Raw genomic sequence first — 24,814 nt, 5'->3', positions numbered from 1 at the left:
TTTTTTCATCGTCTGAGAAGAGCGCGGATAGCCCTATTTCCCATCTATACCCTGCATCGCTGGCACTACGCCAAAAATAACAGGGATAAAACAAACAGGAATATTCATGACATCACAAACAAAACAACATAACCAAACTCAACAACGCATCGCTTCTATGCTTGCCGTCACTGCTTTGGCGTTCGGCACCCTTTCCATCTCCTTCTCCACTCAGGCAGCAGAATTGCCGGGCAAAGGCGTGTCTGTACAGCCAATTCAGAGCAGTATTGCCGAAGAGACTTTCCAGACCCAACTGGTGAGCAAGGCGCTAGCAAAACTAGGCTATGACGTTCAGCCAACCAAAGAAGTGGATTACAACGTAGCGTACACTTCCGTTGCCGCCGGTGATGCCACCTTCCTCGCGGTAAATTGGGATCAGCTTCACTCTGATATGTACAACGGTGCCGGCGGTGATAAAAAATTCTACCGTGAAGGTCAGTACGTAACGGGAGCGGCGCAGGGATATTTGATCGATAAGAAAACCGCCGATCAGTATCACATCACCAATATTGAGCAGTTGAAAGATCCCAAAATTGCCAAGCTGTTTGATACTAACAACGACGGTAAAGCCGATCTAGCCGGTTGTACGCCGGGCTGGGGATGTGAAGCTTCTATCAACTATCAGCTCAAAGCCTATGGTTTGAATGATACGGTTGAACATAATCAAGGCAACTATTCAGCGCTGATTGCTGACACCATGACCCGCTTTAAAGAAGGCAAGCCGGTGTTTTACTACACATGGACGCCGTATTGGGTTAGTGACGTTCTCAAACCTGGACGTGATGTTGTTTGGCTACAGGTGCCGTTCTCAGCCCTACCGGGCAGCCTGAAAGATGTTGATACCAAGCTGCCAAACGGCGCTAACTACGGTTTCCCTGTTAACAATATGCAGATCGTAGCTAACAAAACCTTCGCCGAGAAAAACCCAGCGGCGGCAAAACTGTTTGCTGAAATGAAATTGCCAATTGCTGACGTCAATGCGCAAAACCTGCGTATGCATCAGGGTGAAAACTCAGAAGCGGATATTGAACGCCATGTAAACGGATGGATTAAAGCCCATCAGGCGACATTTGATGGTTGGATCGATGCAGCGAAGCAGGCTGCAAATAAGTCATAACGTTAAACCATAACGAATAGTTATCCCCCCTTCCGGGGGGATAACAAAAATTACTTTCTTAACACCATACCGATCAAATCTTTAAGCTCATCAAGCTGTTTCGCCAGTTCAATATTAAGCCAAACATAACCATAGATAGGTGCCTCAATATTTTCAGCTGCTTTGGCGTTTTCCATTAAAGCTTTAAGCTCACCGGACACCGCAACCATTTCAGGCAGATCGCTCAAATTCGCTTCAATGCTTCCACTGATCAGTGCATTGGAAAGCGCATTCAGCGTATTAACCGACAGTTTCTGAAATTCACGTAGCTTTGTCGCATTCAACATAATGAAATGGCTTTCACGGGTTGCCCAGTAGGCATCGGTCAAAAGCTCAAGCGTAGACACTAAATTACGGCTCATCACCTGAATAGCATCAAATACATCTTTATTGATGCGAGTTTCGCGCACACACGGTGAAATCAGCGTCCGTATTTTGACGAGTTCATTCAGGATCTGCTGATGCTTATTGGTTAAATGAGGCCGTTCCAACACGTTTGGAGACATATGAGCGCTGTAAAAACTGCTCATATTTTTAAGCTCTTTGCTCATCATTAACCGCCAGTGAACAAACGCTTTTTGGGTGAATATCGATGTAAAAAGCAGGGCTAATAGCGAACCAATAATCACATCGCCGCTTCGCCACAAGGCGGTGTTCATATCACCGGGACCCGCACCACAAACCACGGCCAGAGTAATCCCGATCAAAAGCCCCATATAAGGCCGTTTGCCTAATGCCAGCACGCCGCACACAAACATAACGACCGCACACCACACCAACATCAGCGGCATGGAAAAGACTTCAAGATAGAGTGCAACCAACCCCGATGCCGCACCAAAAACCGTCCCCATAATGCGCTGCAGCGCGCGGGTAATCACGTTTCCCCAAAACGAAATCGGCCCCATCACCACCACCATCGTGATCAACGGCCACGTGGCTTCGGGTACATGCAATAAGCGAATCGCCAAGAAGGTGATGACAAACGCAATCGCCATACGGATACCGTGGATGGCTTTGTAATGACCGTAAATCACATGTTCGAGGGGAGAAATTGCTCTATTGAGACGCACAGGGAATACCTTAAGGATAACAACGCATGAAAATACCTATCTTTGCTAAGTGTACTCAATATCGTAAAAAAAATTAAACAACAAACGCCGTTTAGCCAAACCAGATAAATAATTATGCGATGTTCCCCGCGTGTTTTGTCCCAGTCTTTGGGTTTCATCAATTTCGCGGTTACACTAGTCGCTACTTTGTTTTCTGATAAGAGATGTTATTTTGAGCAAGGCCGCGCCCACGTTCCTCATCCACGACTACGAAACCTTTGGTCAACATCCAGCATTAGATCGCCCTGCCCAGTTTGCTGGCGTGCGGACAGACGCTGATTTCAACATCATTGAAGAACCTTTGGTGATCTATTGTCGCCCTGCCGACGATTATCTTCCTCAGCCAGAAGCCGTCATGATCACGGGCATTACACCTCAGGTTGCGTTAGAGCGTGGCGTTAGCGAGGCCGAGTTTGCACGGCAAATAAACCAGATGTTCAGCGTGCCCGGTACCTGCATTATGGGCTACAACAACATTCGTTTTGATGATGAAGTCAGCCGAAATATCTTTTATCGTAACTTTTATGATCCGTATGGATACAGCTGGCAAAACGGCAATTCACGCTGGGATTTGCTCGATGTTTTACGCACCTGTTATGCATTGCGCCCAGAAGGGATCAATTGGCCGGAAAACGAGGAAGGTTTGCCAAGTTTTAAACTTGAGCATTTATCGAAAGCCAACGGTATCGAGCATGAAAATGCCCATGACGCGATGGCCGACGTTTACGCCACCATCGCGCTGGCTAAATTGGTTAAACAAGCACAGCCTAAGCTGTTTGATTACTTGTTCCAACTGAGAAATAAACACAAAGTTTCAGCGCTGATTGATATCGCCAACATGAAGCCTCTGGTGCATATTTCTGGCATGTTTGGCGCACTGCGTGGCAACACCAGCTTAGTTGCGCCGCTGGCATGGCATCCTGACAATAAAAACGCGGTGATCATGTGCGATCTGGCTGGAGATATGTCTCCACTATTGGATCTGGATACCGATGCCCTGCGCGAACGGCTCTATACTCGCCGCAGCGAACTTGGCACAGCGTCTCCCGTTCCTCTCAAACTTGTGCATATCAACAAATGTCCAGTGCTGGCACCTGATCAGACCCTGCGCCCTGAAAATGCCGAACGATTAGGGCTCGATCGTCAGCATTGTATGGATAATTTACAGCTGCTACGTAGCCATCCCGAGCTACGAGACAAAGTCGTGGCGGTGTTTGCCGAAGCCGAGCCTTTTAAAGCATCAGAAGACGTTGACGCCCAGCTGTATGACGGCTTCTTTAGCGATGCAGACCGAACGGCAATGCAAATTATTAGAGAAACTTTGCCGCAGAACCTTCCGGCACTTGATCTTACGTTTAACGATAAACGCGTTTTACCACTGCTGTTCCGCTATCGCGCACGTAACTTCCCCGCTACTCTTACCGATGATGAACAGCGTCGCTGGCAGCTACATCGCCAAGCGGCACTAACGCCTGAACGTGTTCAAACCTACATTCATCAGTTGGAAGAGCTGTATAACCGCCATGAAGAAAATCCAGAGAAATTGGCCCAGCTTAAAGAACTGTATGAATATGCAAAGCAGTTAGTTGGTTAATATTCATAAGATTTATCATTGAGGGTGAGCTACATCACCCTCGGTTTTCTTACCAACGGTTAAAGTAGGTAGCGAAGGCGTATTTTCTTTATTTTACAAGATAAATACTCCAATAATTCGAGTTGCATTGAGGCGAGCCAGCCAGTGCTTAGGGTGAATAAGCGCGACCAACAAAATGCAGCTTGAAGTATGGCGGTATAGATTTCATACAAAACAGGTCGTAAATATGTGGCTGAAAAACGGGCCAGTCTTGGCCGTTCTCGCGTTTATTTTGTGGGGCATTACACCGCTTTTTTATAAAATGCTGCCAGATGCCAACGTGTTGGAGTTACTGGCACAACGCCTGTTTTGGTCTATTCCTTTGCTGCTTCTGCTGCGTCTGTTATTTAAAAACCGAACGACGTGGCAGCAGGTTTGGCAAGATAAACGCTCTCTGTTCTGCTGCCTATTAGGCGGCCTGATCATGAGTGTCTCGTGGACAACGTTTATCTATGCGCTCACCCATAATCTGGTGCTTGACGCCAGCCTTGGCTATTTCACCAATCCACTGTTTTCTATCGCGTTAGGCGTTATTTTTCTCCACGACAAACTCAGTCGCTTTCAGCGCATCGCCGTGGTGCTCGCCATCACGGGTTTGGTCTATCAGGTCATTTTGTTAGGCCACGTTCCACTTCTCGCTTTGGCAATGGGCAGCACATTTGCATTCTATGGGTTAGTGCGTAAATTTATTCGCTACGACATCATGACCGCATTAACGTTAGAAACACTGTGGATGCTCCCGCTAGCGATTGCTATTACCTTTTGGCTGCATGCCACCGGCGGCAGTATTCTGGCTGGATCTGGCACTAAGACCTATATTCTGTATGCACTAACGGCACCGGTCACCTTCGCGCCTCTGCTGCTGTTCGCCGCGGCCATTAAACGCACCTCGCTGACGGTCATTGGCCTTGCGCAGTATGTTGAGCCATCTCTCCAATTCTTACTGGCGGTGCTCGCCTTCGGTGAGCCGATCAATATGCCGAAGATGATTAGCTTCTCCCTCATCTGGTTAGGGTTAGCATTCTGCGTCTACGAGTTATTCCAGCAGCACTGGCGCTATCGCCATTTAGCTACCGATATGGTGCGCGGCAAAAGAAACCATCCGGGCCATTAATGTGCTTAGCTCACTGATACAGTTAAGTGTCCACGGGTTGTTTTAAGGCGCGGTTTTTTAACCTGAATATTAATTTGCCCACCCAAGCACATCAGGCATGACAACATTTTAAATTCGCTAATGCCGCGAAACTGCCCACGCAGCAAATTAGACAATTTTGGCTGAGTCATCCCCAGCATCATAGCGGCTTCGGTTTGAGAAAGGCCTCGTTCCTGTAGCACCTCAGCAATAATGGCCGCCAACTGTGCCTTTACCTGCATCTCTTCGGCGTTAGCGTACTGAAGATCTTCATAGACGCTATCGCTACCGGCTTCGATTTCTAGGTTATTTTTCATAGTGATTTTCCTTTGCATGTTGTTGAGCCGCTTTTAAACGTTCTTTGACCTTTTCCCTATCGGTCTGCGGTGTCGAAATCCCAGAAGATGACTTCTTTTGAAACGCATGTAACACATAAACCGCATGTTTGAATTGAACACAATAAACAGCGCGATACGTTCCACACCCATCATCATCAACGATCTCTAATATCCCCGCGCCATGAAAACCCTTTAATGGCTTCGCCTGCGGGTGCTTTCGCCCAATTTGGGCAAGATACAATGCATAGCCCATCGTATCTTTCACCTCATCAGGCAATTGCTGCAGATCTTTTTTACATCCCGCAATCCAAAAAATGGGTCTGCGGTAAAGCCTTGCCATTCGCTCAATTATATCCATTTAGGTATAAAACTCCATGTTATTTTTGCTGTTTAAATGACCTTTTTATTGAGGGTGGAAACTAGCATGGCGGTAAGGAGATGTCAGAGCATAAGCAGAGGATTGGAAAGAGCTTCGCAAAAAATTCGGGGAGCTTTCGCTCCCCGACATAACAGTTGAGATCGTTATTCAGCCTGCGGCTGGCTTTCGAACTGCGGCGGTGGTTTACGGAAGCGACGGGTGAGGAACACCAGATAACCAAATCCAAGAGCAGCCCAAATTAACCCCATGGTTAGCGAGCTTTTCTCCAGATTCAGCCACAGCACAGCAACCGTAAGTGCGCCAATCATCGGCAAAATCAGGAAGTGGAAACGATCCTTCCAGGTTTTATTGCGCCCTTCACGAACATAGAAGTGACTAATCACCGAGATATTCACAAACGTGAATGCTACCAGCGCACCAAAGTTTATCAGCGCGGTCGCCGTCACCAGATCAAACGAGATAGCCGATAGAGCAACCATCCCCACCATCACCACATTCAGCGCTGGCGTGCGCCATTTTGGATGCACGTAGCCAAAGATCTTTTCAGGGAACACGTTGTCGCGCCCCATAACATACAGCAAGCGCGAAACACTCGCGTGCGATGCCAAACCCGAGGCCAGCGTATTCACAAACGTGGTGCACAGGAAGATTGACTGGAACAGTTTTCCACCCACGTAAAGAGCTATTTCTGGCAGCGCCTCATCCGGCTGTTTAAACCTTGAGATATCAGGGAAAAACAGCTGAATAAAGAACGATACCGAGATAAAGATAATGCCACCGTACAATGCTGTCAGGAATATCGCCCGCGGAATCGTTTTCGCGGCATCCTTGGTTTCTTCAGACAACGTCGTTACCGCATCAAAACCGAGGAATGAGAAGCACACGATGGTAGCGCCGGTGATAATCGGCAGCAAATGCGCATTCTCGCTGACAAATGGCTGGAGGCTCCATACTTTGCCAACCCCCTCGCCTTTATGCAGACCTTGCACAACTAAAAAGATAAACACCACGATGATTGAGATCTGCACCAAAACAAAAACGGTATTGAAATTGGCTACCAGACTCACGCTTTTCAAGTTTGCCGCGGTCATGATCGCCACAAAACCGACCACCCAAATCCACTGGGGAACCTCTGGGAACATCGCCGTGAGATAGATTTTCGCCAATAGCACGTTAATCATCGGCAGGAAAAGATAGTCCAGCAACGATGACCACCCCACCAAAAAGCCCACATGTGGATTAATGGCTTTTTGTGCGTAGGTATACGCCGAACCCGCGGTCGGGAACTGACGCACCAGTTTGCCATAGCTGATCGCCGTAAATAACACACCGGCCAAAGCAAAAAGATACGACATCGGCACATGCCCATTGCTGATACCCGACACAATGCCAAAGGTATCAAACACGGTCATCGGTGTCAGATAAGCCAAGCCCATCATGACAATCTGCCAAAGTTTTAATGATTTACGTAATTGAGGCTTACCCGCTTCATGCGCGGCAGCCTGAGCAACAGGAGGAGTGCTAATCGCCATGACGGTTTCCCCCTTTGTCCTCTGCTGGTAACAAATTAACGTCATTCAGAGAGGCCGCGGGGAAACGTCGTATTAGGCGGCGGGATAATCGGCTACAGATATAGGTTTGTTCATTTAGCAAAGCGCCAATAAAACAGTGAGCTGGCCCGTATTCGCTGCGGCTCAGGCGTTCGCCCAAGCGCGGCGGATAAACATAAACATGCACCATCGTTATATCCTCTAGACGTATCCCGATACGTCATCATAGTAAACCGCTACCGCCTGAACGCTCCGTGGTCCGGTAGTGGAAAACAGCCGCGAGAACTACTTTTGCTCTGGCTATTGCGCGAATCTTCCGACCGCGCTCTGTATTTGGAACCTGTGCCGTGCAAGCATGGACAGGCTCATCGTTTGTTCACCTACGCAGACCCAAAGTCGTTACGCCATAGTGATAAAAAAAAGATAACCGGCAGTAAACTACCGGTTATCTTTATGTCATGCATTTTGCACTGTTTTTGTCACAACAGAAAGTGCTGAAGCCAACTTTTCCATACCTTCTTTTATAACTTCTTTTTCGGCCGTTAACGGTGCTAAGAATCGAATGACATTACCGCGCACGCCGCAGGAGAGCAGAATCAGCCCTTGCTTACCGGCCTCTTTCACTAACGCAGAAGTGATGGCTTTATTTGGCTTGGCTGCATCGCGATTTTCCACCAGCTCCATCGCCACCATCGCACCAACGGCACGAATATCGCCGATGCAATCAAAGCGTTCTGCCAACGCATGTAACTCGGTCGTAATCTGTTCGCCAACCTGCTGGGCTTTTTGGTTCAGTTGTTCTTCTTTAATCAGATCCGTCACTGCTAGCGCCGCGGCGATAGCCACCGGAGAACCTGCGTAAGTGCCGCCTAAGCCACCCGGCAAGGCTTTTTCCATCAGGCGTTTTTTACCCACCAGCGCAGACAGCGGGAAACCGCCCGCCAAGCTTTTCGCCATGGTGATCAGATCGGGTTCAACGCCGGTATGTTCGATAGCAAAGGTTTTACCCGTACGGCAGAAACCGCTCTGGATTTCATCTGCAATTAAAACAATGCCGTGCCGATCGCAAATTTCACGTAACGATTTCAAGAAACCAGTAGGAGCGGCATAGAACCCCCCTTCGCCCTGCACCGGTTCAATAATGATTGCGGCGACTTCGCTCGGCGCGATGTCCGCAGCAAAAATGGAATCGAGCGCATCTAACGCGTGCTGTTCCGTAATGCCCAAGTAGGAAGACGGATATGGCGCATGATAAATGCCGGATGGGAACGGGCCGTATCCTTGTTTATACGGAGCCACTTTTCCGGTCAGCGCCATCCCCATTAAGGTACGTCCGTGGAAACCACCGCGGAACGCAATCACACCGCTACGCCCGGTAGCGATACGCGCCACTTTCACAGCGTTCTCAACCGCTTCAGCTCCGGTAGTCAGCAACAGCGTCTGCGTGGCTTCTTTAACTGGCACCAGCGCATTCAAACGCTCTGCCAGTTCAACGTATTCAGGATATGGCGTAACTTGGAAACACGGATGCGTGAAGCGCGTCAGCTGTTCTTGAACGGCCGCGATCACTTTTGGATGGTTATGACCGGTATTCAGCACGGCGATCCCTGCTGCAAAGTCGATATAACGATTGCCTTCAATGTCCCACAGCTCAGCATTACGTGCTTTATGAATGAACGCTGGCAGTAATGTTGACACTCCGCCCGCCACCGCCTCTTCACGGCGCTTCTGCCATGACTGGTTGGAGGAATTCCCGGACAGATTTTGATTCTCAGACATGATGTACTCCGTAATTGAATTTGAATTTCAAATTTCTAACCCCACCCCAACCCTCCCCTTATCAGGGGAGGGAGCACTCCGTGTAAACACGCTGTTTCTGCAAAAATACGCATTTTCAGCCCCTCCCCCTGACAAGGGGGAGGTTGGGAGGGGGTCTTGCAGCACCTTTCAATTTGAAAGATAAAGGGTATTAGGCGTTCTTCAACATCCAGTCGATCTCAGTGTCAGTCACCATACGTTCAAACTGAATAAGCTCATCGGTTTTACAGGCGTGGTAAACGTGGCTGAAACGCTCTCCAAGCAGCGAGCGCAGCGCTTGCTGTTCTTCAAATTCATACAGAGCATCACTTTGGCGAATTGGGAATGGCAGGCCGTCTTGCTCAATACCGTTACCGGTGATAGGTTCTGCCAGCGTAAGTGTGTTATCCAACCCGTGCAAAATGCCCGCAAGCACCGTTGCCATCACCAGATACGGGTTGGCATCAGCACCTGCAACACGATATTCAACACGGTGGCTGTCGCGATCGCCACACGGAATGCGCAATGCAACGGTACGGTTGTTGTGGCCCCAAGATGCCTGAGTCGGTACATACATGCCCGGTTGGAAGCGGCGGAACGCATTGACGTTAGGCGCTAACAACGCCATAGATGCTGGCATCAGTTCCATCATGCCCGCGAGTGCTTTCTTCAATAATGCCGAATCTTCACCATCATCATCAGCAAAAACGTTTTGGCCTTTACTATCGAGCATACTGATATGGATATGCATACCGCTGCCCGCATACTCTTCATAAGGCTTCGCCATAAAAGTGGCGTGCATGTCGTGATTCTCTGCCACCATGCGTACCAGTCTCTTTAACGAAAGCGCATGGTCACAGGCCAGTAAGACGTTATCAGTGTGGTTCAGGTTAACTTCGAACTGTCCTGGGGACGCTTCGGCTACCGCACCATCGGCTGGGATTTGTTGTAATTTCGCCAGTTCATCAATATCGCTTAACACGTCGGCAAAGTGATTCAGGTTATCAACGGAATATACCTGACTTTGTGTATTACGCTCCTGAGTCCCTGGCGCACATGGCGGCTGAAGGTATCCTTCGGCGTCGCGTTGTCGATCGATGAGATAGAACTCCAGCTCTACCGCTACCACGGGGAATAATCCACGCTGGCGTAGCTGCTGCCAGACATTATTCAGCACGTTACGTGGCTCAACGTCAAAGGGAGTACCATCTTCATCCAGCATGGTCAGTAAAACCTGACCGATAAATTCTGGGTCAGCCGCCGATGGCGTTAACGATCCCAGTACCGGGATACAGGTGCGATCGGGCTCTCCGAGCTCTTGGCCTAATCCGGCCTCTTCAACCACGTTGCCCAAAATATCCATCGCAAACACCGACGCGGGGAAATAGCAGCCTTTCTCAAGCTTTTTCAGCCCAGCAACAGGAATACGCTTTCCACGGAAGCAACCATTAAGGTCGGTAAGGAGTACATCGACGTGCTGCGTGGAGGGATAGCGTTCCAAGTAATTTTTTACTTCGCGTTGGAACGCGCTACTTCGTCTCTCTTCACTGTGCTGAACAAAGTTTTCAACTTCTACGATATTGGTTTGCATGATTCACCCGCCATTGATTGAAGACCGTGGATCTGACCGTTTGGACTGCTCGATATAATGTCCACAATTGAAATGTAGATGCAAACAAAATGTTTCGCAAGTGTTGCAATTAGTTTGAATATTACGCTTACCACTGCTAGATTGAGAAAATATTGAACGGAAAAGCGCTGTATGGAAGCAATGTGTTCATAATTTAGACCAAGCGGAGAGGGTGGTATGGGCAATATATTTAACAGGCCGGTGATTGGCGTCGTCATGTGTAGGAACAGGGTGCACGGGCACCTAACGCAGACCTTGCAAGAAAAGTACCTAAATGCCGTATTGAACGCGGGCGGACTTCCGGTGGCCTTGCCACACGCACTGTCTGAACCTGAATTGTTGGAATCGCTTCTCCCCCATCTGGACGGCATTATGCTGCCGGGCAGCCCAAGCAATGTGCAGCCGCACCTATATGGTGAAAACGGCGATGAGCCTGACGCCGATCCTGGGCGTGATAGTTTGAGTATGGCGCTGATTAGCATCGCACTCGAAAGGCGCATTCCCCTTTTCGCCATCTGCCGAGGGTTACAGGAAATGGTGGTGGCAACCGGTGGCACGCTCTATCGCCGCCTCTATGAACAGCCGGAGTTACTGGAGCACCGCGAAGATCCAGAGCTTCCGCTGGAGCAACAATATGCCCCCTCTCATGAAGTGCTGGTACAGGCAGGGGGTTTGCTTTCACAATTAGTACCGGGTTGCAACAAGTTCTGGGTTAACTCATTGCATGGTCAAGGTGCCAAAACGCTGGGGCCACGACTACGCATTGAAGCCAAGGCATCTGATGGTTTAGTAGAAGCCGTTAGCGTTCACGATCACCCATTCGCCTTGGGCGTGCAGTGGCATCCTGAATGGAATAGCGATGAATACGCCCTATCCCGCTTGTTGTTTGAAGGTTTTATCACCGCTTGTCAGAAAGCCAGTGCTGAAAAAAACAGCCAGCCTGATAAGAACTATCAATAAGGAAATATGCATATGAGCGATGTCAGCTTGGCGCCAGGAAAACGCCTGTCACATATCCGTCAACAATTGGGATTGTCACAGCGCAGGGCAGCTGAACTGTCTGGATTAACGCACAGTGCTATTAGCACCATCGAACAAGATAAAGTCAGCCCAGCGATTAGCACCTTGCAAAAACTGCTCAAGGTCTATGGGTTGTCACTGTCGGAGTTTTTTGCCGAACAGGAAAAACCAGATGAACCACAGGTTGTGATTAACGCCGAAGACTTGATCGAAATTGGCAGCCAAGGGGTTTCCATGAAGCTCATTCATAACGGTAACCCGAACCGCACGCTGGCCATGATGATTGAAACTTATGAACCCGGCACCACAACCGGTGAACGCATCAAACATCAGGGTGAAGAGATCGGCACCTTGTTGGAAGGGGAAGTGATGCTGACGATCAACGGTCAGATTTATCACCTAGAAGCCGGACAAAGTTATGCCATTAATACCGGCATTCCACATAGCTTCAGTAATACGTCGGCGCGTATATGTCGAATTATCAGCGCCCATACACCCACAACATTCTGACGCCTATGTCGAGATATAGATAAAACCCGACGCCGTTGGCATTGCCGTTCACGCTCTGCAATGCCATGTCGAAGGGAATTAAGGGGAACGCATGGACTTTCACGATTTGCAGTACTGGCAGCAACGGGCTCGCGCCCTAGAGATTGAGAACCGACTGTTTATTAATGGCCGTTATCAGCAGGCCGCCGATGGCGCACAGTTTGCCGTGGAAGATCCGGCGGGTCAGCGTGAGCTGGTTCGCGTCGCTCAGGGAGATGAGCATGATGTGAATCAGGCCGTTAGCGCAGCGCGTGAAGTTTTTGAGCGTGGGGATTGGTCACGCTCCCCTCCGGCAAAACGCAAAGCAACGCTGATGAAGCTGGCTGATTTAATGGAACAGCATCACGAGGAGTTGGCGCTGCTGGAAACACTGGATACTGGCAAGCCTATTCGCCACAGCCTACGTGATGATATTCCTGGCGCCATTCGCTCTCTGCGTTGGTACGCCGAAGCCATTGATAAAGTGTATGGCGAAATTGCCCCAACGGCTCAAGATGTCCTTGCGTTAATCGAACGTGAACCCGTTGGCGTTGTCGCCGCCATCGTTCCTTGGAACTTCCCTCTGCTGTTAGCCTGCTGGAAACTCGGCCCCGCCTTAGCCGCGGGTAACAGCGTTATTTTAAAACCGTCAGAGAAATCCCCGTTAACCGCCTTACGCATCGCGGGTTTAGCCAAAGAGGCGGGTTTGCCAGACGGCGTACTCAGCGTGATCGCAGGCTTTGGCCAAGGCGCAGGGCAGGCTCTCTCGCGCCATCCTGACGTCGACGTACTGACATTTACCGGATCCACGCGCACCGCCAAACAGTTGTTGAAAGACGCGGGGGATTCCAATATGAAGCGCGTTTGGCTCGAAGCTGGCGGCAAAAGCGCCAATATTGTTTTTGCCGATTGTCCCGATCTGCAAAAAGCCGCAGCTAATGCGGCGGCCGGTATTTTCTACAACCAAGGCCAAGTGTGTATCGCAGGCACACGTCTGCTGGTGGAAGAAAGTATTAAAGACGAATTCCTCACTATTTTGCGCGAACAGGCTCAGGCCTTCAGACCGGGTAACCCACTCGATCCTGAAACCGTGATGGGCACACTTATCGATGCAGACCATTGTGAAAAAGTGAATGAATACATCGCGGCCGGACTGGCTGAAGGTGCGAACCTCTATCTCGATGGTCGCGATCACCCGCAGGGTGAGCATGGTAGCTATCTCGGCCCCACCATTTTTACCGAAGTGCGCAACTCTATGCGCATTGCGCGTGAAGAAATCTTTGGCCCAGTGCTTGCTGTCACCACCTTCACCACCGAACAGGAAGCGCTCACGCTGGCAAACGACAGTGATTATGGCCTAGGTGCAGCCATCTGGACTCGTGATTTGTCTAAAGCTCATCGTATGTCGCGCCGCCTGAAAGCAGGTTCGGTATTCGTTAATAACTACAACGATGGCGATATGACCGTGCCGTTTGGTGGCTATAAGCAGAGCGGCAACGGTCGCGATAAATCACTGCACGCCCTAGAAAAATTCACCGAATTGAAAACTATCTGGATCTCGCTGGAGTAAATATCATGACTGAACATGCAAATAGCTATTATGCCGCCAGCGCGAATCCACACGCGCCTTATCCGCAGCTAACCGAATCGGTTCAATGTGATGTGTGTATCGTCGGCGGTGGTTATACCGGCCTTTCTTCCGCACTGCACCTCGTTGAAGCGGGATATGACGTTGTTTTATTAGAATCAGCTCGCATTGGCTTTGGTGCCAGCGGACGTAACGGTGGCCAGTTGGTCAACTCCTACAGCCGCGATATTGACGTTATTGAACAGCTCTACGGCATGGACACCGCCAAAATGCTGGGCAGCATGATGTTTGAAGGTGCAGAAATTATTCGCCAACGTATCAAACGCTACGCCATCGACTGTGATTACAAGCCCGGCGGCATTTTCGTTGCACTCAACAACAAGCAATACCACACGCTCATCGAACAAAAAGCCCACTGGGAACGCTATGGCAATACCCAGCTTGAGCTTTTAGATTCAGATCGCGTGCGTGAAGAGATCGCCTCCGATCGCTACGTAGGGGGATTATTGGATCACAGCGGTGGTCATATTCACCCTCTCAATTTAGCGCTGGGTGAAGCAGAAGCGATCCGCATGCAAGGTGGACGCATCTTCGAGCAATCTCCGGTCGTCAAAATTAAGCATGGCACGCCTGCCACGGTGATCACTGAAAAAGGTCAAGTACAGGCGAAATATGTCATTGTGGCGGGGAATGCCTATCTGGGAAATAAAGTTGAACCCGAATTAGCGCGCCGTAGCATGCCATGTGGCACTCAAATCGTGACCACTGAGCCTCTGCAAGCCGACGTCGCTGCCTCATTAATTCCGAAAGACTACTGCGTGGAAGATTGTAACTATCTTTTAGACTACTACCGTGTCACCGGTGATAACCGTTTATTGTATGGCGGCGGCGTAGTTTACGGTGCACGTGACCCAGACGACATTGATAATCTCATCGTGCCAAAACTGCTGAAAACTTTCCCACAATTGAAAGGCGTGAAAATTGATTATCGCTGGACAGGTAACTTCCTGCTGACCCTATCGCGCATGCCGCAGTTTGGTCGACTGGAGAATAACATTTACTACATGCAAGGCTACAGTGGACATGGCGTGACCTGTACCCATCTGGCTGGGAAGCTGATTTCAGAGGTGCTACGTGGTGACGCTGAGCGCTTTGATGCCTTTGCTAAACTTCCTCACCTTCCATTCTTTGGCGGACGAAATTTACAAATTCCATTCACCGCCATCGGCGCCGCCTATTATACAATCCGTGATCGGTTAGGCGTGTAATTATTTCGTTACCCACACAAATACAAGAGTCTTATAGGCTCTTGTATTTCCCCATTAAACATATTTCATCATCATTAATATCGCCCCTAAAACGTCTAAACTATTTCCCTCACAGTTTTCTTTAACCTTCATTTCATTTGTTTATTTAAACACTTTTATTACAACCTGATACTATTAAAATGTAAATAATGAAAATAGCGCTGGCATTTAAGCGCTTAAAAAAACAAAATATAAAACTGCATTTATATACTTAAAAGAGAGGAATATTATGCAGTTAATATATAATTATGATGAATATTACAAATGGATTGTCAGCTCTTTTTTTTATGATTTTGACGCTAACTCAGAACCTTTAGTCGATGAAAGTGAATTACTTGATTTTGCTAATAAATCCCAGCCTGAAAACTACCCATGTTTGGTTTACATCGCGGTGAATAGCCCATTAGAGCCTTTTCCCTCCATAAAGTTTATCTATACAAAGCAGCTCCACGCATGGTCTGAACAAGCCAGACTCGTTGCCGAGCACCCATAAGCCACATAGAAAACAATGGTAATGGATTGCCATTGAATTTCTTAAAGGTGCTTATTTTTCCCTTCAGTATTTTCTTTACGATTTCTGGTTTATAGCAGTCATTGATCGCTAAACGAGTCATTAATTATAAATAACTCGCTGAATTTATTGTTTAGACTACCCGACACTGTTTTTTCTAATACAATCAGTAGCTATCGTTCATTTCCTTTACCATGCGTAAACTACATAGAGTAAGACATCAATATATGAGGCTGAAAGGATTCCCACCACTAATTACCCTACTGTTGATGTCGTCACTCATATTAACCATAGGGCGCGCCATTACACTGCCCTTTATAACTATCTATATGACCGAGCACTTTCATCTTGAGCCTGAGAGTGTGGGGCTGGTCTTAGGTGTCAGTCTTGCACTAGGCATTACTGCAAGCTTTTACGGTGGCTATCTGGTTGATAAATTTGATAAACATCGTTTAATGATTATCAGCATTGCTCTATTTACTCTAACGTTTTGCATTATGCCATGGCTTAACGACGTGCTCTGGATGGTGCCCGTATTGGCGCTGTTGCACGCCGCTTATTCTATTTTTAGCATTGCCATTAAAGCCTGCTTTGCCGAATGGCTACCGGTAAGTGAACGCATTCGCGGCTTTTCGATGAATTATACGTTAGTGAATGTTGGCTGGGCCGCGGGCCCTGCGCTCGGTGTTTTCGCAGCGTCGTTCTATCCCATGCTGCCGTTTTTTCTCTCTGGCCTACTAGCCTTTCTCGTTGGACTCACCCTTTGGCTGCGCCTAGATAGCTACGGACTTCCGCCTGCGAACGGTGATACCGTATTTACCGACCAGCGACTTACTTTTAGTGCTACTTTTAAAGTCTTAAGCCACGACCGCCGGCTAATCTTTTTTACGCTTGGCAGCACCATGGGCGCAGTGGTTGCAGGACAGTTCACCGGCTACTTATCCCAGTATTTAATCACCGTCAGCAACGCGCAGTTTGCTTATCAGGTGATTGGCTCAGTGATGACGATAAACGCAACCGTCGTCATCGGCTTGCAGTATTTGCTCAGCCGCAACATGAATAAAGAAAATCTGTTGCGCTGGCTGATATTTGGCACCCTCTTTTTCTGTCTAGGACTCATCGGTTTTGCTTTGGCTGAGCGCTCCATTCCTCTCTGGATGGTCGCCATGGCGATCTTCACCCTTGGTGAAGTCATTGTGATACCGGTTGAATACCTATTTATTGATTTTATTGCGCCAGCGCATTTGAAAGGCAGTTACTACGGGGTGCAAAACTTGGCTAATTTAGGCGGTGCGGTGAATCCCATACTGTGCGGTTTTTTGCTCTCTTTCACCCCGCCGACTACGCTTTTCTACGTACTGGTCGCTATATCACTTTTTGGTCTAGTATTTTTCTGGTACGGCTATAGACTGTCGGGCGCATCTAACCACGCTTCCGAAGATCTCATCTGATACGGGCTCTTACTCCTATATGGGCTCCTAACTGAAAACCTTCACAAACGGCATAATTGCGATAACTTGTTTTCATGATGTGATCGGTAGCACATTTCTGATTTTAATTGTATGATGAATGCGTTTTCTTTCTTAGGTATTCACTGATGTCAAAAGCATTTTCAGTTTGCTGGCAGTATTTGAGAGCTTTCATATTAATTTACCTGTGTTTGTTTGCAGGGAATGCCATCTCAACGCTGCTGCCAATCACAATTCCAGGCAGCATTATTGGCATGCTGATCTTATTTGCCCTGCTGGCATCACAAATCATGCCAGCAAAATGGGTAAAGCCTGGTTGTAATATTTTAATCCGCTATATGGCGCTGTTGTTCGTCCCGATCGGCGTTGGCGTGATGCAGTACTACGACGTATTAACCAAGCAGTTTGGTCCTATCGTCGTATCGTGCCTCATTAGTACTTTGATTATTATGGTTGTCGTTGCTTATAGCTCTCATATGGTGCATCGCGAACGTATCATTGGTGAGGCTACCGACGGCAGCGAGGAGAAAAAATAATGGCTTATATTTGGTGGTCGTTACCACTCACGCTGTTAGTCTTTTTTGGGGCGCGCCGTATTGCTCAAAAGCTAAACATGCCGTTATTGAATCCGTTGCTTGTATCAATGGTAATTATTATTCCATTGCTATTGCTGCTCAAAATTCCTTATGAGCATTATTTTGCAGGCAGCTCAACGCTGAACAGTTTGCTACAGCCTGCCGTGGTGGCATTGGCATTCCCACTGTATGAGCAGATCCACCAGATCCGCGCACGCTGGAAATCCATCATCACTATCTGTTTTATCGGCAGCGCTACCGCCATGATTTCAGGCACAGCAATTGCTCTGTGGATGGGTGCATCGCCAGAAATCGCAGCCTCGGTAATGCCGAAATCAGTGACCACGCCAATTGCAATGGCCGTTGCACAGTCGATTGGTGGTATTCCAGCCATCAGCGCGGTGTGCGTTATTTTCGTTGGGATTCTGGGAGCCGTGTTTGGACATACTCTATTAAACCTGATGAAAATCAGCACTAAAGCCTCGCGTGGTTTAGCGATGGGTACCGCATCGCATGCCCTTGGCACCGCACGCTGCGCCGAGATGGATTTTCAGGAAGGCGCGTTCAGCTCACTGGCTCTGGTTATCTGCGGGATTATTACTTCGTTGCTAGCGCCATTCCTCTTCCCTGTGCTGTTGCACTTATTTAGCTAATATCACTGTTGCCTCCCCTACATGGGGAGGCTAAAAAGAAACAAAAATCACAAAAACCCGCGATACATCTCACACTTCTTTCATTCGTTACATTAATTACATCAAAATAGTGATAATAATCACATAATAAAGCCAATCGGTTGCCTAGAATACTCTCCCGTAACTAACTAAGAGGCTCCCCCATGCACGCACGATACGACGCGGCATTCAGCCAACTGCCAGCCGCTTTGCAGGCGGCGCTCTCACCGATTATCAATGATGCTGATTTCCACGCGGTGATTACCGCTTCTCAGGTTGAAAGTCTGAAACAGGCTACCGGCTTGAGCGACAGCGAATTAGCATTTGCCCTGCTTCCTATGGCCGCCGCATGCTCACTGGCGCCCATCTCCAAATTTTACGTTGGTGCCGTTGCGCGCGGTGTTAGCGGCAACCTGTATTTCGGTGCCAATATGGAGTTCTTGGGTGCGCCGATGCAGCAAACCATTCACGCAGAACAGTGCGCGGTGACGCACGCATGGCTGCGCGGCGAAAAAGCACTCGCCTCCATCACGGTTAACTACACCCCTTGTGGTCATTGCCGTCAGTTTATGAATGAGCTGAATACCGGCACCAAACTGGCGATTAACTTGCCAGGACGCCAGGCCGCTACGCTGGGTGATTACCTACCAGACGCTTTTGGACCGCGCGATCTTGAAATCAAAACCCTGCTGATGGATGAAGAAAACCATAACCTCAGTTTGGCAAATGCGGACGAACTAACCTTAGCGGCGTTAGACGCAGCCAACCGCAGCCATGCGCCTTATAGCCATGCCTATAGCGGCGTAGCGCTGGAAGCCGAGGACGGTAGCGTTTACAGCGGACGTTATGCTGAAAATGCGGCCTTTAACCCAAGCTTGCCGCCGTTACAGGCAGCGCTGATTCTGATGAACGTTTCGGGCAAAGATGTGCTGCGTACTCGCCGTGCGGTATTGGTTGAAACCGAAGATGCCGTGTTCTCCCAATGGGATGCCACCCAAGCAACGCTTCATGCGTTAGGCTGCACTCAAGTCGAACAGGTTCAGGTTTAAGCTATTTTTAATGCAGGGTCATTCGGCCCTGCATTCTCACTCCTCGCCAAATCCTGTAAAAAAGTGTTACTTAGCTCGCACTTTCCCTGCTAAATGTCATCTTTCTATAACAAGCATTGAACAACTTATTAGTATCTCTTAGGATCGCAGGGATGACGTATTAAAATCTCTGATAAAAATATACCGCCCGACATAAAGAGTGCTACCCATGGAACTGGAATACGAAAGTAAACGTCCGTTATACATCCCCTACGCAGGCCCGATCCTGCTGGAATTCCCCCTGCTGAATAAAGGCAGCGCCTTTAGCGAAGAAGAACGCAGCAACTTCAACCTACACGGCCTGCTGCCTGAGGCCGTCGAAACGATTGAAGAACAAACCGAGCGCGCCTATCGCCAGTATCAGGATTTCAAAACCGATAACGATAAACACATCTACCTACGCAATATCCAAGATACTAACGAAACCCTGTTCTATCGCATGCTTGATGCCCATCTGAGTGAAATGATGCCAATCATTTACACCCCGACGGTTGGCGAAGCCTGCGAGCATTTCTCTGATATTTACCGTCGCGCCCGTGGTCTATTCATTTCTTATCCGAACCGCGACCGCATCGACGATATGCTGCAAAACGCCACCAAACAAAACGTGAAAGTCATCGTTGTAACCGACGGTGAACGTATCCTTGGGCTAGGCGATCAGGGCATCGGCGGCATGGGGATCCCCATCGGTAAATTGTCACTGTACACCGCGTGTGGCGGCATCAGCCCTGCCTATACGCTGCCGGTCGTGTTAGATGTGGGCACCAATAATCCACAGCGCTTGAACGATCCGCTGTATATGGGATGGCGTCACCCACGCATTTCCGGTGATGAATATTATGCCTTCGTTGACGAATTCATTCAGGCCGTGAAGCGCCGCTGGCCTAACGTTCTATTGCAGTTTGAAGACTTTGCTCAGAAAAATGCTACCCCACTGCTCAACCGTTATCGTGACGAACTCTGCTGTTTCAACGATGATATTCAAGGTACGGCGGCGGTTACGCTGGGTAGCCTGATTGCCGCCAGCCGTGCGGCCGGCAGCCAACTGCGCGATCAAACTATTACGTTCTTAGGCGCAGGCTCTGCAGGTTGTGGTATCGCCGAGCAGATCATTGCCCAGATGAAATCCGAAGGCTTAAGCGATGAAGAAGCACGCCAACGCGTCTTTATGGTTGACCGCTTTGGCTTGCTCACAGATAAGCTACCAAACCTGCTCGAGTTCCAAAGTAAGCTGGTGCAAAAAAGTACATCACTAGCAAACTGGGAAGTAGAAAGTGATGCAATTTCACTGTTGGAAGTGGTGCGTAACGCTAAGCCTACCGTTCTCATCGGCGTTTCGGGTCAGCCGGGCTTATTTACTGAAGAAATCATTCGTGAAATGCACAGCCACTGCGCGCGTCCAATCGTTATGCCGCTGTCGAACCCAACGTCACGCGTTGAAGCCCGTCCAGAAGATATTATTAACTGGACCGATGGCGCGGCGCTGGTCGCCACCGGCAGCCCATTCGGGCCGGTAAGCTATAAAGATCAGGTCTTCCCGATCGCCCAATGCAATAACTCCTATATCTTCCCTGGTATTGGGCTCGGTGTTCTGGCCTCTGGGGCTAAACGCGTCACCGACGGCATGCTCATGGCCGCCAGCCGCGCCTTAGCCGACTGCTCACCGCTGGCACAGCAAGGTTCAGGTGCACTACTGCCTGATGTTAAAGATATCCAACAAGTATCACGCTCCATTGCGTTCCAAGTGGGCAAAGAAGCACAGCTACAAGGTGTGGCCGTGTTGACCTCTGACGAAGCATTATTACAAGCGATCGATAATAACTTCTGGCAGCCTCTGTATCGTATCTACAAGCGAACTTCATTCTAAGAGTGTGTGACAGTCGCTAAGTAAAATACAATTAGAGTTATCTCCCAAGCGTGGTGTAACAACCACGCTTTATTTTTAATTACTCACTCTCATCGTCTAAAAAATCATCAAGTTAGGAAAATCCCACTCAGATTGCTTGCGTCGCCTGAGCGGGTAAAGTAGCCTCGTAGACATAAGCACCTTTAGGCATAAATACAACCGACGCAGCAGGCACCATCATGTGGAGACGACTGATATACGGTATTTTAACCGTCGCTATTTTACTGGCGGTGACGGCTATTGGTCTGGATCGCTGGATTAGCTGGAAAACTGCGCCGTATATTTACGAAGACGTGCAGGATTTGCCACATCGTCAGGTGGGCGTGGTTTTAGGTACGGCCAAATATGTCAGTACTGGAACCATCAATCAGTATTACCGCTACCGCATCCAAGGCGCGCTTAACGCCTACAACAGCAACAAAGTGAATTACCTATTGCTGAGCGGCGACAATGCGCTTCAGAGCTACAACGAGCCGGTGACCATGCGTCGCGATCTCATCAATGCCGGTGTGCCTAACGGCGATATTGTGCTCGACTATGCCGGATTCAGAACGCTGGACTCCATTGTTCGCACACGCAAAGTCTTCGACACCAACGACTTCACCATTATCACGCAACGTTTCCACTGCGAGCGTGCTCTGTTTATTGCACTTCACATGGGCATACAGGCTCAGTGTCTTGCCGTACCCTCTCCGAAAAATATGATGATGATAAGGGTAAGGGAAATTGGCGCACGATTGGGTGCGTTAACCGATCTCTATATCCTTAAACGTGAACCGCGTTTTCTTGGCCCAATGATCCCTATTCCCGCAGTACATAAAGTATCGGCCGATGCACAAAGCTATCCAGCGGTCTCCCCTGAGCAGTTGCAAGAACTTGAGCAAGTTTTAAAGCAAGAAAAAGCCGCTGAGAAACCAGCGGCTAAATAGTTAGAAAATTAAACGGTTAGAAAGAAATTAGCGGCTTAGGTTCTCCGAGTAAAAAACCCTGCAAATACTGCACGCCTAATTGCTGGAGCATCTCAAGCTGTTCTTGAGACTCAACATACTCAGCAACGACCTGCAGTTTCTTTTCTCGAGCAATATCGCAAATCGACTTAATAATCAGCTGGTCGAGCGAATTATTGACAATATCTTTGACAAATACGCCATCAATTTTCACGACGTCTGCATTTAAGGATTTCAGACGCTGATAGTTAGAAAATCCCGTGCCAAAGTCATCAATAGCAATTTTGAAATGGTAGTCACGTAACGCTTTGATCGTTGAATGTTCAATATTCTCGTTAACAAGATGCTGTTCTTCGGTGATTTCAAAAATAATAGCTTCCGGCCGAACGTGGTAATGCTCAAAGATTTCAATAATCCGTGGCGCAGTATCACGCTGCATCAATGTAAGCGGCATTAAATTAACTGAGAAACAGGTATTGCTCGTGTCTAATTTCGCTTCGCTAATATGCTTAACCACATTTTCAACCATCAGCAAATCAAACTGCGCGCATAAATTAAACTCAGAAATCAGAGGAATAAATTTACTCGGCGGGATGACTTCACCGTTATCGAGAAGACGAGCCAAAATCTCGTAATAACTCTTTCCTCCGGAATGAACGATAGGCTGTGCATAGAGTTCGAGGCGGTTTTCAAGCAACGCCGTCGTAATTTTCCGTAACCACACCACTCGCTCGCTGACTTCTTCCCGAATTGATTCCGTATTTTCCTCTAAGCTGATAACCTCATTTTCGAGGCTAGCACGTTCAGAAAGATGATGAAGCTTTCCCACGCGGGTATACAGTGACTCTTTTGTGGCATCAAACTGGGTATAAGCGATGCCATAGCGCAATATGACGGGATTATCATTCCAGCTTAGCTCTGCATCACACAAGCACTGGCGAATAAGATGAATGCGGTTTACGTTATCCGTCGTATCAAGATAAAGCAGTAGCTCACAGCCAGGCAGTTGATAGATATCTTCACCCGGTTTCAGCAGCGGCTTAATCACCGCCGCAATGCGCCTTTTAGTATCAACCCGCATCATCATCCCATGATAGCGGCTCAAGGCTTCTAAATTTGTTAAACGGAGAAAACAGAGCGTTCCTTTGGGATGGCTTTCGATATACTCGCTCAAGGAACGAATATTTGCTAATCCCACCATCGGATCAATACGAGCAAGATGCATATAAACCCGTTTCATCACTTCGCTGCGTTTAAACATCACGGCCATATAAAAAATGGAAACCGTAAACGCAATCAATGAAGCCGATAAAAATGCAATCTGATAACTACTATTGAGTTCAACAGAGAAATTTGAGTTAAAGATAAATAAGCATAGAGACGTGAATGACCACATAAGTAAAATAACCCGATGGCCAAACCTAAATATTCCGTAAGTAAATAAAATAAACAATAATGGAATGAAATAACTTACGTTAAAATTTTGCTGCGCGGGGAAACAAATGGCAAATAACGCCCCTAATAAAATCCCTAGCCAAATGAACGTGACACAATGTTTTTCTCTTGAAAAAGCATCACGTAAACACTGGTTAAAAAATTTCTTTGCATAGTTTCGGTTAAGCAACATTCGCAAAGTGTAATAATAGGCAGGCGAAATGGCGATTGAAGATAAAACCAGCGCCTCAACGTTAACTACCGCGAACATATCTAGCTTATATGAAAAATAGCGCTCCATGACGGGTGACATATCAAGCACGGAACCAAACGCAAGCATCATGCCCTTACAGGCCAGTGGATACAGTAACCCAAAGACAAACATACGAATGCCTAGTGCACGACTGGTCATACTATCAATATCATAACGCCAACGAACGCCCACCATGCGATCCATGACGCAAAAACTGCCCCATAGCGGCAGTCCGTAACACAGTGAAAGCACCACTGCCTCAGTCAAGCTCATGATGTTTAAAGTTGAATAATAAAAAGTATAAACGATAAACAGTGGGGCAAACCCTTTCATGCCAAATAACATGACGACTGAAATCGCTAAAGCCAACGGAAGATAAAGTAAAAAGATTGCGTTCCCTTGAATGTTCGCCATAGGCGACAATTCACGCGATAAAGGCAGCAATACGATGCAAATAAGCATCGGAACAATCATTTCTTGCAGCCTGATAATGGTGTTTCTCATTGTATCGATATGCTTCTTTCGAAAGAAAAAATATCAGAGATAGAAAACAAACAATGAAACCTCACGCTTGTTCATTTCGTAAGTTATGAGTTTATAATTTAAGAAATGTCTATTCTCGTAGAAAAATCCGTTTAGCGCTGCTCACATCCTTGATCTGTAGTTAGCAAGAGACATAGTTTCTTTATGTTACTAGCTCAATAATTCAAGTGTTAAACCTGACGAATGATTATTACATATCAAGAGCTAGAAG

At 48.1% G+C, this 24,814-nt stretch carries 22 protein-coding genes; 14 read left to right on the top strand and 8 right to left on the bottom strand.

All coding sequences use genetic code 11. The features are described 5' to 3' along the window. The first annotated feature begins 157 nt into the window (after positions 1 to 157). Positions 158 to 1,156 (top strand): glycine betaine/L-proline ABC transporter substrate-binding protein ProX, encoded by a 999-nt coding sequence (proX, locus tag CPY98_RS06795; RefSeq protein WP_226930023.1) that lies wholly within the window; start codon positions 158 to 160, stop codon positions 1,154 to 1,156. 50 nt (positions 1,157 to 1,206) lie between these two features. Here proX and CPY98_RS06790 read toward each other — a convergent pair whose 3' ends face one another. Then, positions 1,207 to 2,265 carry an FUSC family protein gene (locus tag CPY98_RS06790; RefSeq protein WP_096386934.1) on the bottom strand — a complete coding sequence of 353 codons (1,059 nt, stop codon included), beginning with the start codon at positions 2,263 to 2,265 and terminating at the stop codon, positions 1,207 to 1,209. A gap of 208 nt (positions 2,266 to 2,473) precedes the next feature. On the opposite strand from CPY98_RS06790, the gene sbcB reads away from it, so the two are divergent. Together sbcB and rarD are read left to right on the top strand one after the other, a co-directional pair. Then, positions 2,474 to 3,898: an exodeoxyribonuclease I gene (sbcB, locus tag CPY98_RS06785; protein WP_172863861.1), complete on the top strand. Its 1,425-nt coding sequence runs from the start codon at positions 2,474 to 2,476 to the stop codon at positions 3,896 to 3,898. A gap of 226 nt (positions 3,899 to 4,124) precedes the next feature. After that, complete coding sequence (gene rarD, locus CPY98_RS06780) at positions 4,125 to 5,051, top strand: EamA family transporter RarD (protein ID WP_025800832.1); 927 nt, start codon at positions 4,125 to 4,127, stop codon at positions 5,049 to 5,051. 5 nt (positions 5,052 to 5,056) lie between these two features. Here the strand turns inward: rarD and CPY98_RS06775 are convergent, their stop codons facing one another. The 6 genes from CPY98_RS06775 to CPY98_RS06750 all read right to left on the bottom strand — a co-directional run bounded on the left by CPY98_RS06775 (position 5,057) and on the right by CPY98_RS06750 (position 10,724). Then, positions 5,057 to 5,386 (bottom strand): helix-turn-helix domain-containing protein, encoded by a 330-nt coding sequence (locus tag CPY98_RS06775; protein ID WP_046449841.1) that lies wholly within the window; start codon positions 5,384 to 5,386, stop codon positions 5,057 to 5,059. Then, the gene (locus tag CPY98_RS06770) at positions 5,376 to 5,765 is read right to left on the bottom strand and encodes a type II toxin-antitoxin system RelE/ParE family toxin (protein ID WP_046449840.1); all 390 of its coding nucleotides are present in this window, start codon (positions 5,763 to 5,765) and stop codon (positions 5,376 to 5,378) included. Before CPY98_RS06770 ends, CPY98_RS06775 begins: the two co-directional genes overlap by 11 nt. A gap of 164 nt (positions 5,766 to 5,929) precedes the next feature. Next, entirely contained in the window at positions 5,930 to 7,318 is a 1,389-nt protein-coding gene (locus CPY98_RS06765) for an APC family permease (RefSeq protein ID WP_025800829.1), read from the bottom strand. Continuing rightward, a complete protein-coding gene (locus CPY98_RS06760; RefSeq protein WP_040045804.1) occupies positions 7,308 to 7,526 on the bottom strand; it encodes a hypothetical protein in 219 nt (72 codons plus the stop codon). Before CPY98_RS06760 ends, CPY98_RS06765 begins: the two co-directional genes overlap by 11 nt. Positions 7,527 to 7,792: 266 nt before the next feature. Next, on the bottom strand, positions 7,793 to 9,115 hold the full coding sequence (gene gabT / locus CPY98_RS06755) for a 4-aminobutyrate--2-oxoglutarate transaminase (protein WP_096386928.1): 1,323 nt from the start codon (positions 9,113 to 9,115) through the stop codon (positions 7,793 to 7,795). A 190-nt stretch (positions 9,116 to 9,305) separates the two neighbouring features. Beyond that, positions 9,306 to 10,724, bottom strand: coding sequence for a glutamine synthetase family protein (locus CPY98_RS06750; RefSeq protein ID WP_025800826.1), 1,419 nt, complete (start codon positions 10,722 to 10,724; stop codon positions 9,306 to 9,308). 216 nt (positions 10,725 to 10,940) lie between these two features. On the opposite strand from CPY98_RS06750, the gene puuD reads away from it, so the two are divergent. From puuD to sanA, 11 genes are all read left to right on the top strand, one after another. Continuing rightward, positions 10,941 to 11,723 carry a gamma-glutamyl-gamma-aminobutyrate hydrolase gene (gene puuD / locus CPY98_RS06745; protein WP_038502088.1) on the top strand — a complete coding sequence of 261 codons (783 nt, stop codon included), beginning with the start codon at positions 10,941 to 10,943 and terminating at the stop codon, positions 11,721 to 11,723. 12 nt (positions 11,724 to 11,735) lie between these two features. Continuing rightward, a complete protein-coding gene (gene puuR / locus CPY98_RS06740; protein ID WP_043492070.1) occupies positions 11,736 to 12,293 on the top strand; it encodes an HTH-type transcriptional regulator PuuR in 558 nt (185 codons plus the stop codon). Positions 12,294 to 12,384: 91 nt separating this feature from the next. After that, positions 12,385 to 13,881 carry an aldehyde dehydrogenase PuuC gene (gene puuC / locus CPY98_RS06735; RefSeq protein WP_096386925.1) on the top strand — a complete coding sequence of 499 codons (1,497 nt, stop codon included), beginning with the start codon at positions 12,385 to 12,387 and terminating at the stop codon, positions 13,879 to 13,881. Between the two features lie 5 nt (positions 13,882 to 13,886). Next, positions 13,887 to 15,167, top strand: coding sequence for an FAD-binding oxidoreductase (locus CPY98_RS06730; RefSeq protein ID WP_096386922.1), 1,281 nt, complete (start codon positions 13,887 to 13,889; stop codon positions 15,165 to 15,167). 268 nt (positions 15,168 to 15,435) lie between these two features. Next, positions 15,436 to 15,699 (top strand): hypothetical protein, encoded by a 264-nt coding sequence (locus tag CPY98_RS06725; RefSeq protein WP_096386919.1) that lies wholly within the window; start codon positions 15,436 to 15,438, stop codon positions 15,697 to 15,699. A 251-nt stretch (positions 15,700 to 15,950) separates the two neighbouring features. Continuing rightward, entirely contained in the window at positions 15,951 to 17,168 is a 1,218-nt protein-coding gene (locus CPY98_RS06720) for an MFS transporter (protein ID WP_166493798.1), read from the top strand. A gap of 146 nt (positions 17,169 to 17,314) precedes the next feature. Further along, complete coding sequence (locus tag CPY98_RS06715) at positions 17,315 to 17,722, top strand: CidA/LrgA family protein (RefSeq protein WP_025800819.1); 408 nt, start codon at positions 17,315 to 17,317, stop codon at positions 17,720 to 17,722. Continuing rightward, complete coding sequence (locus CPY98_RS06710; protein WP_038502086.1) at positions 17,722 to 18,414, top strand: CidB/LrgB family autolysis modulator; 693 nt, start codon at positions 17,722 to 17,724, stop codon at positions 18,412 to 18,414. Before CPY98_RS06715 ends, CPY98_RS06710 begins: the two co-directional genes overlap by 1 nt. A 182-nt stretch (positions 18,415 to 18,596) precedes the next feature. Next, positions 18,597 to 19,481 carry a cytidine deaminase gene (cdd, locus tag CPY98_RS06705; RefSeq protein WP_096386913.1) on the top strand — a complete coding sequence of 295 codons (885 nt, stop codon included), beginning with the start codon at positions 18,597 to 18,599 and terminating at the stop codon, positions 19,479 to 19,481. A gap of 208 nt (positions 19,482 to 19,689) precedes the next feature. Continuing rightward, a complete protein-coding gene (locus CPY98_RS06700; protein WP_043492061.1) occupies positions 19,690 to 21,387 on the top strand; it encodes an NAD-dependent malic enzyme in 1,698 nt (565 codons plus the stop codon). A gap of 218 nt (positions 21,388 to 21,605) precedes the next feature. Then, positions 21,606 to 22,355 carry an outer membrane permeability protein SanA gene (sanA, locus tag CPY98_RS06695; RefSeq protein WP_025800815.1) on the top strand — a complete coding sequence of 250 codons (750 nt, stop codon included), beginning with the start codon at positions 21,606 to 21,608 and terminating at the stop codon, positions 22,353 to 22,355. A 16-nt stretch (positions 22,356 to 22,371) separates the two neighbouring features. On the opposite strand, the gene CPY98_RS06690 is transcribed toward sanA, so the two are convergent. Further along, complete coding sequence (locus CPY98_RS06690) at positions 22,372 to 24,564, bottom strand: EAL domain-containing protein (protein ID WP_096386910.1); 2,193 nt, start codon at positions 24,562 to 24,564, stop codon at positions 22,372 to 22,374. Positions 24,565 to 24,814: the final 250 nt, after the last annotated feature.

Source organism: Hafnia sp. CBA7124, from assembly GCF_002355555.1.
Lineage (GTDB): Bacteria > Pseudomonadota > Gammaproteobacteria > Enterobacterales > Enterobacteriaceae > Hafnia > Hafnia alvei.
Note: the sequence above shows the minus strand (reverse complement) of the source record. Positions and strands in the feature narration are given on the sequence as shown.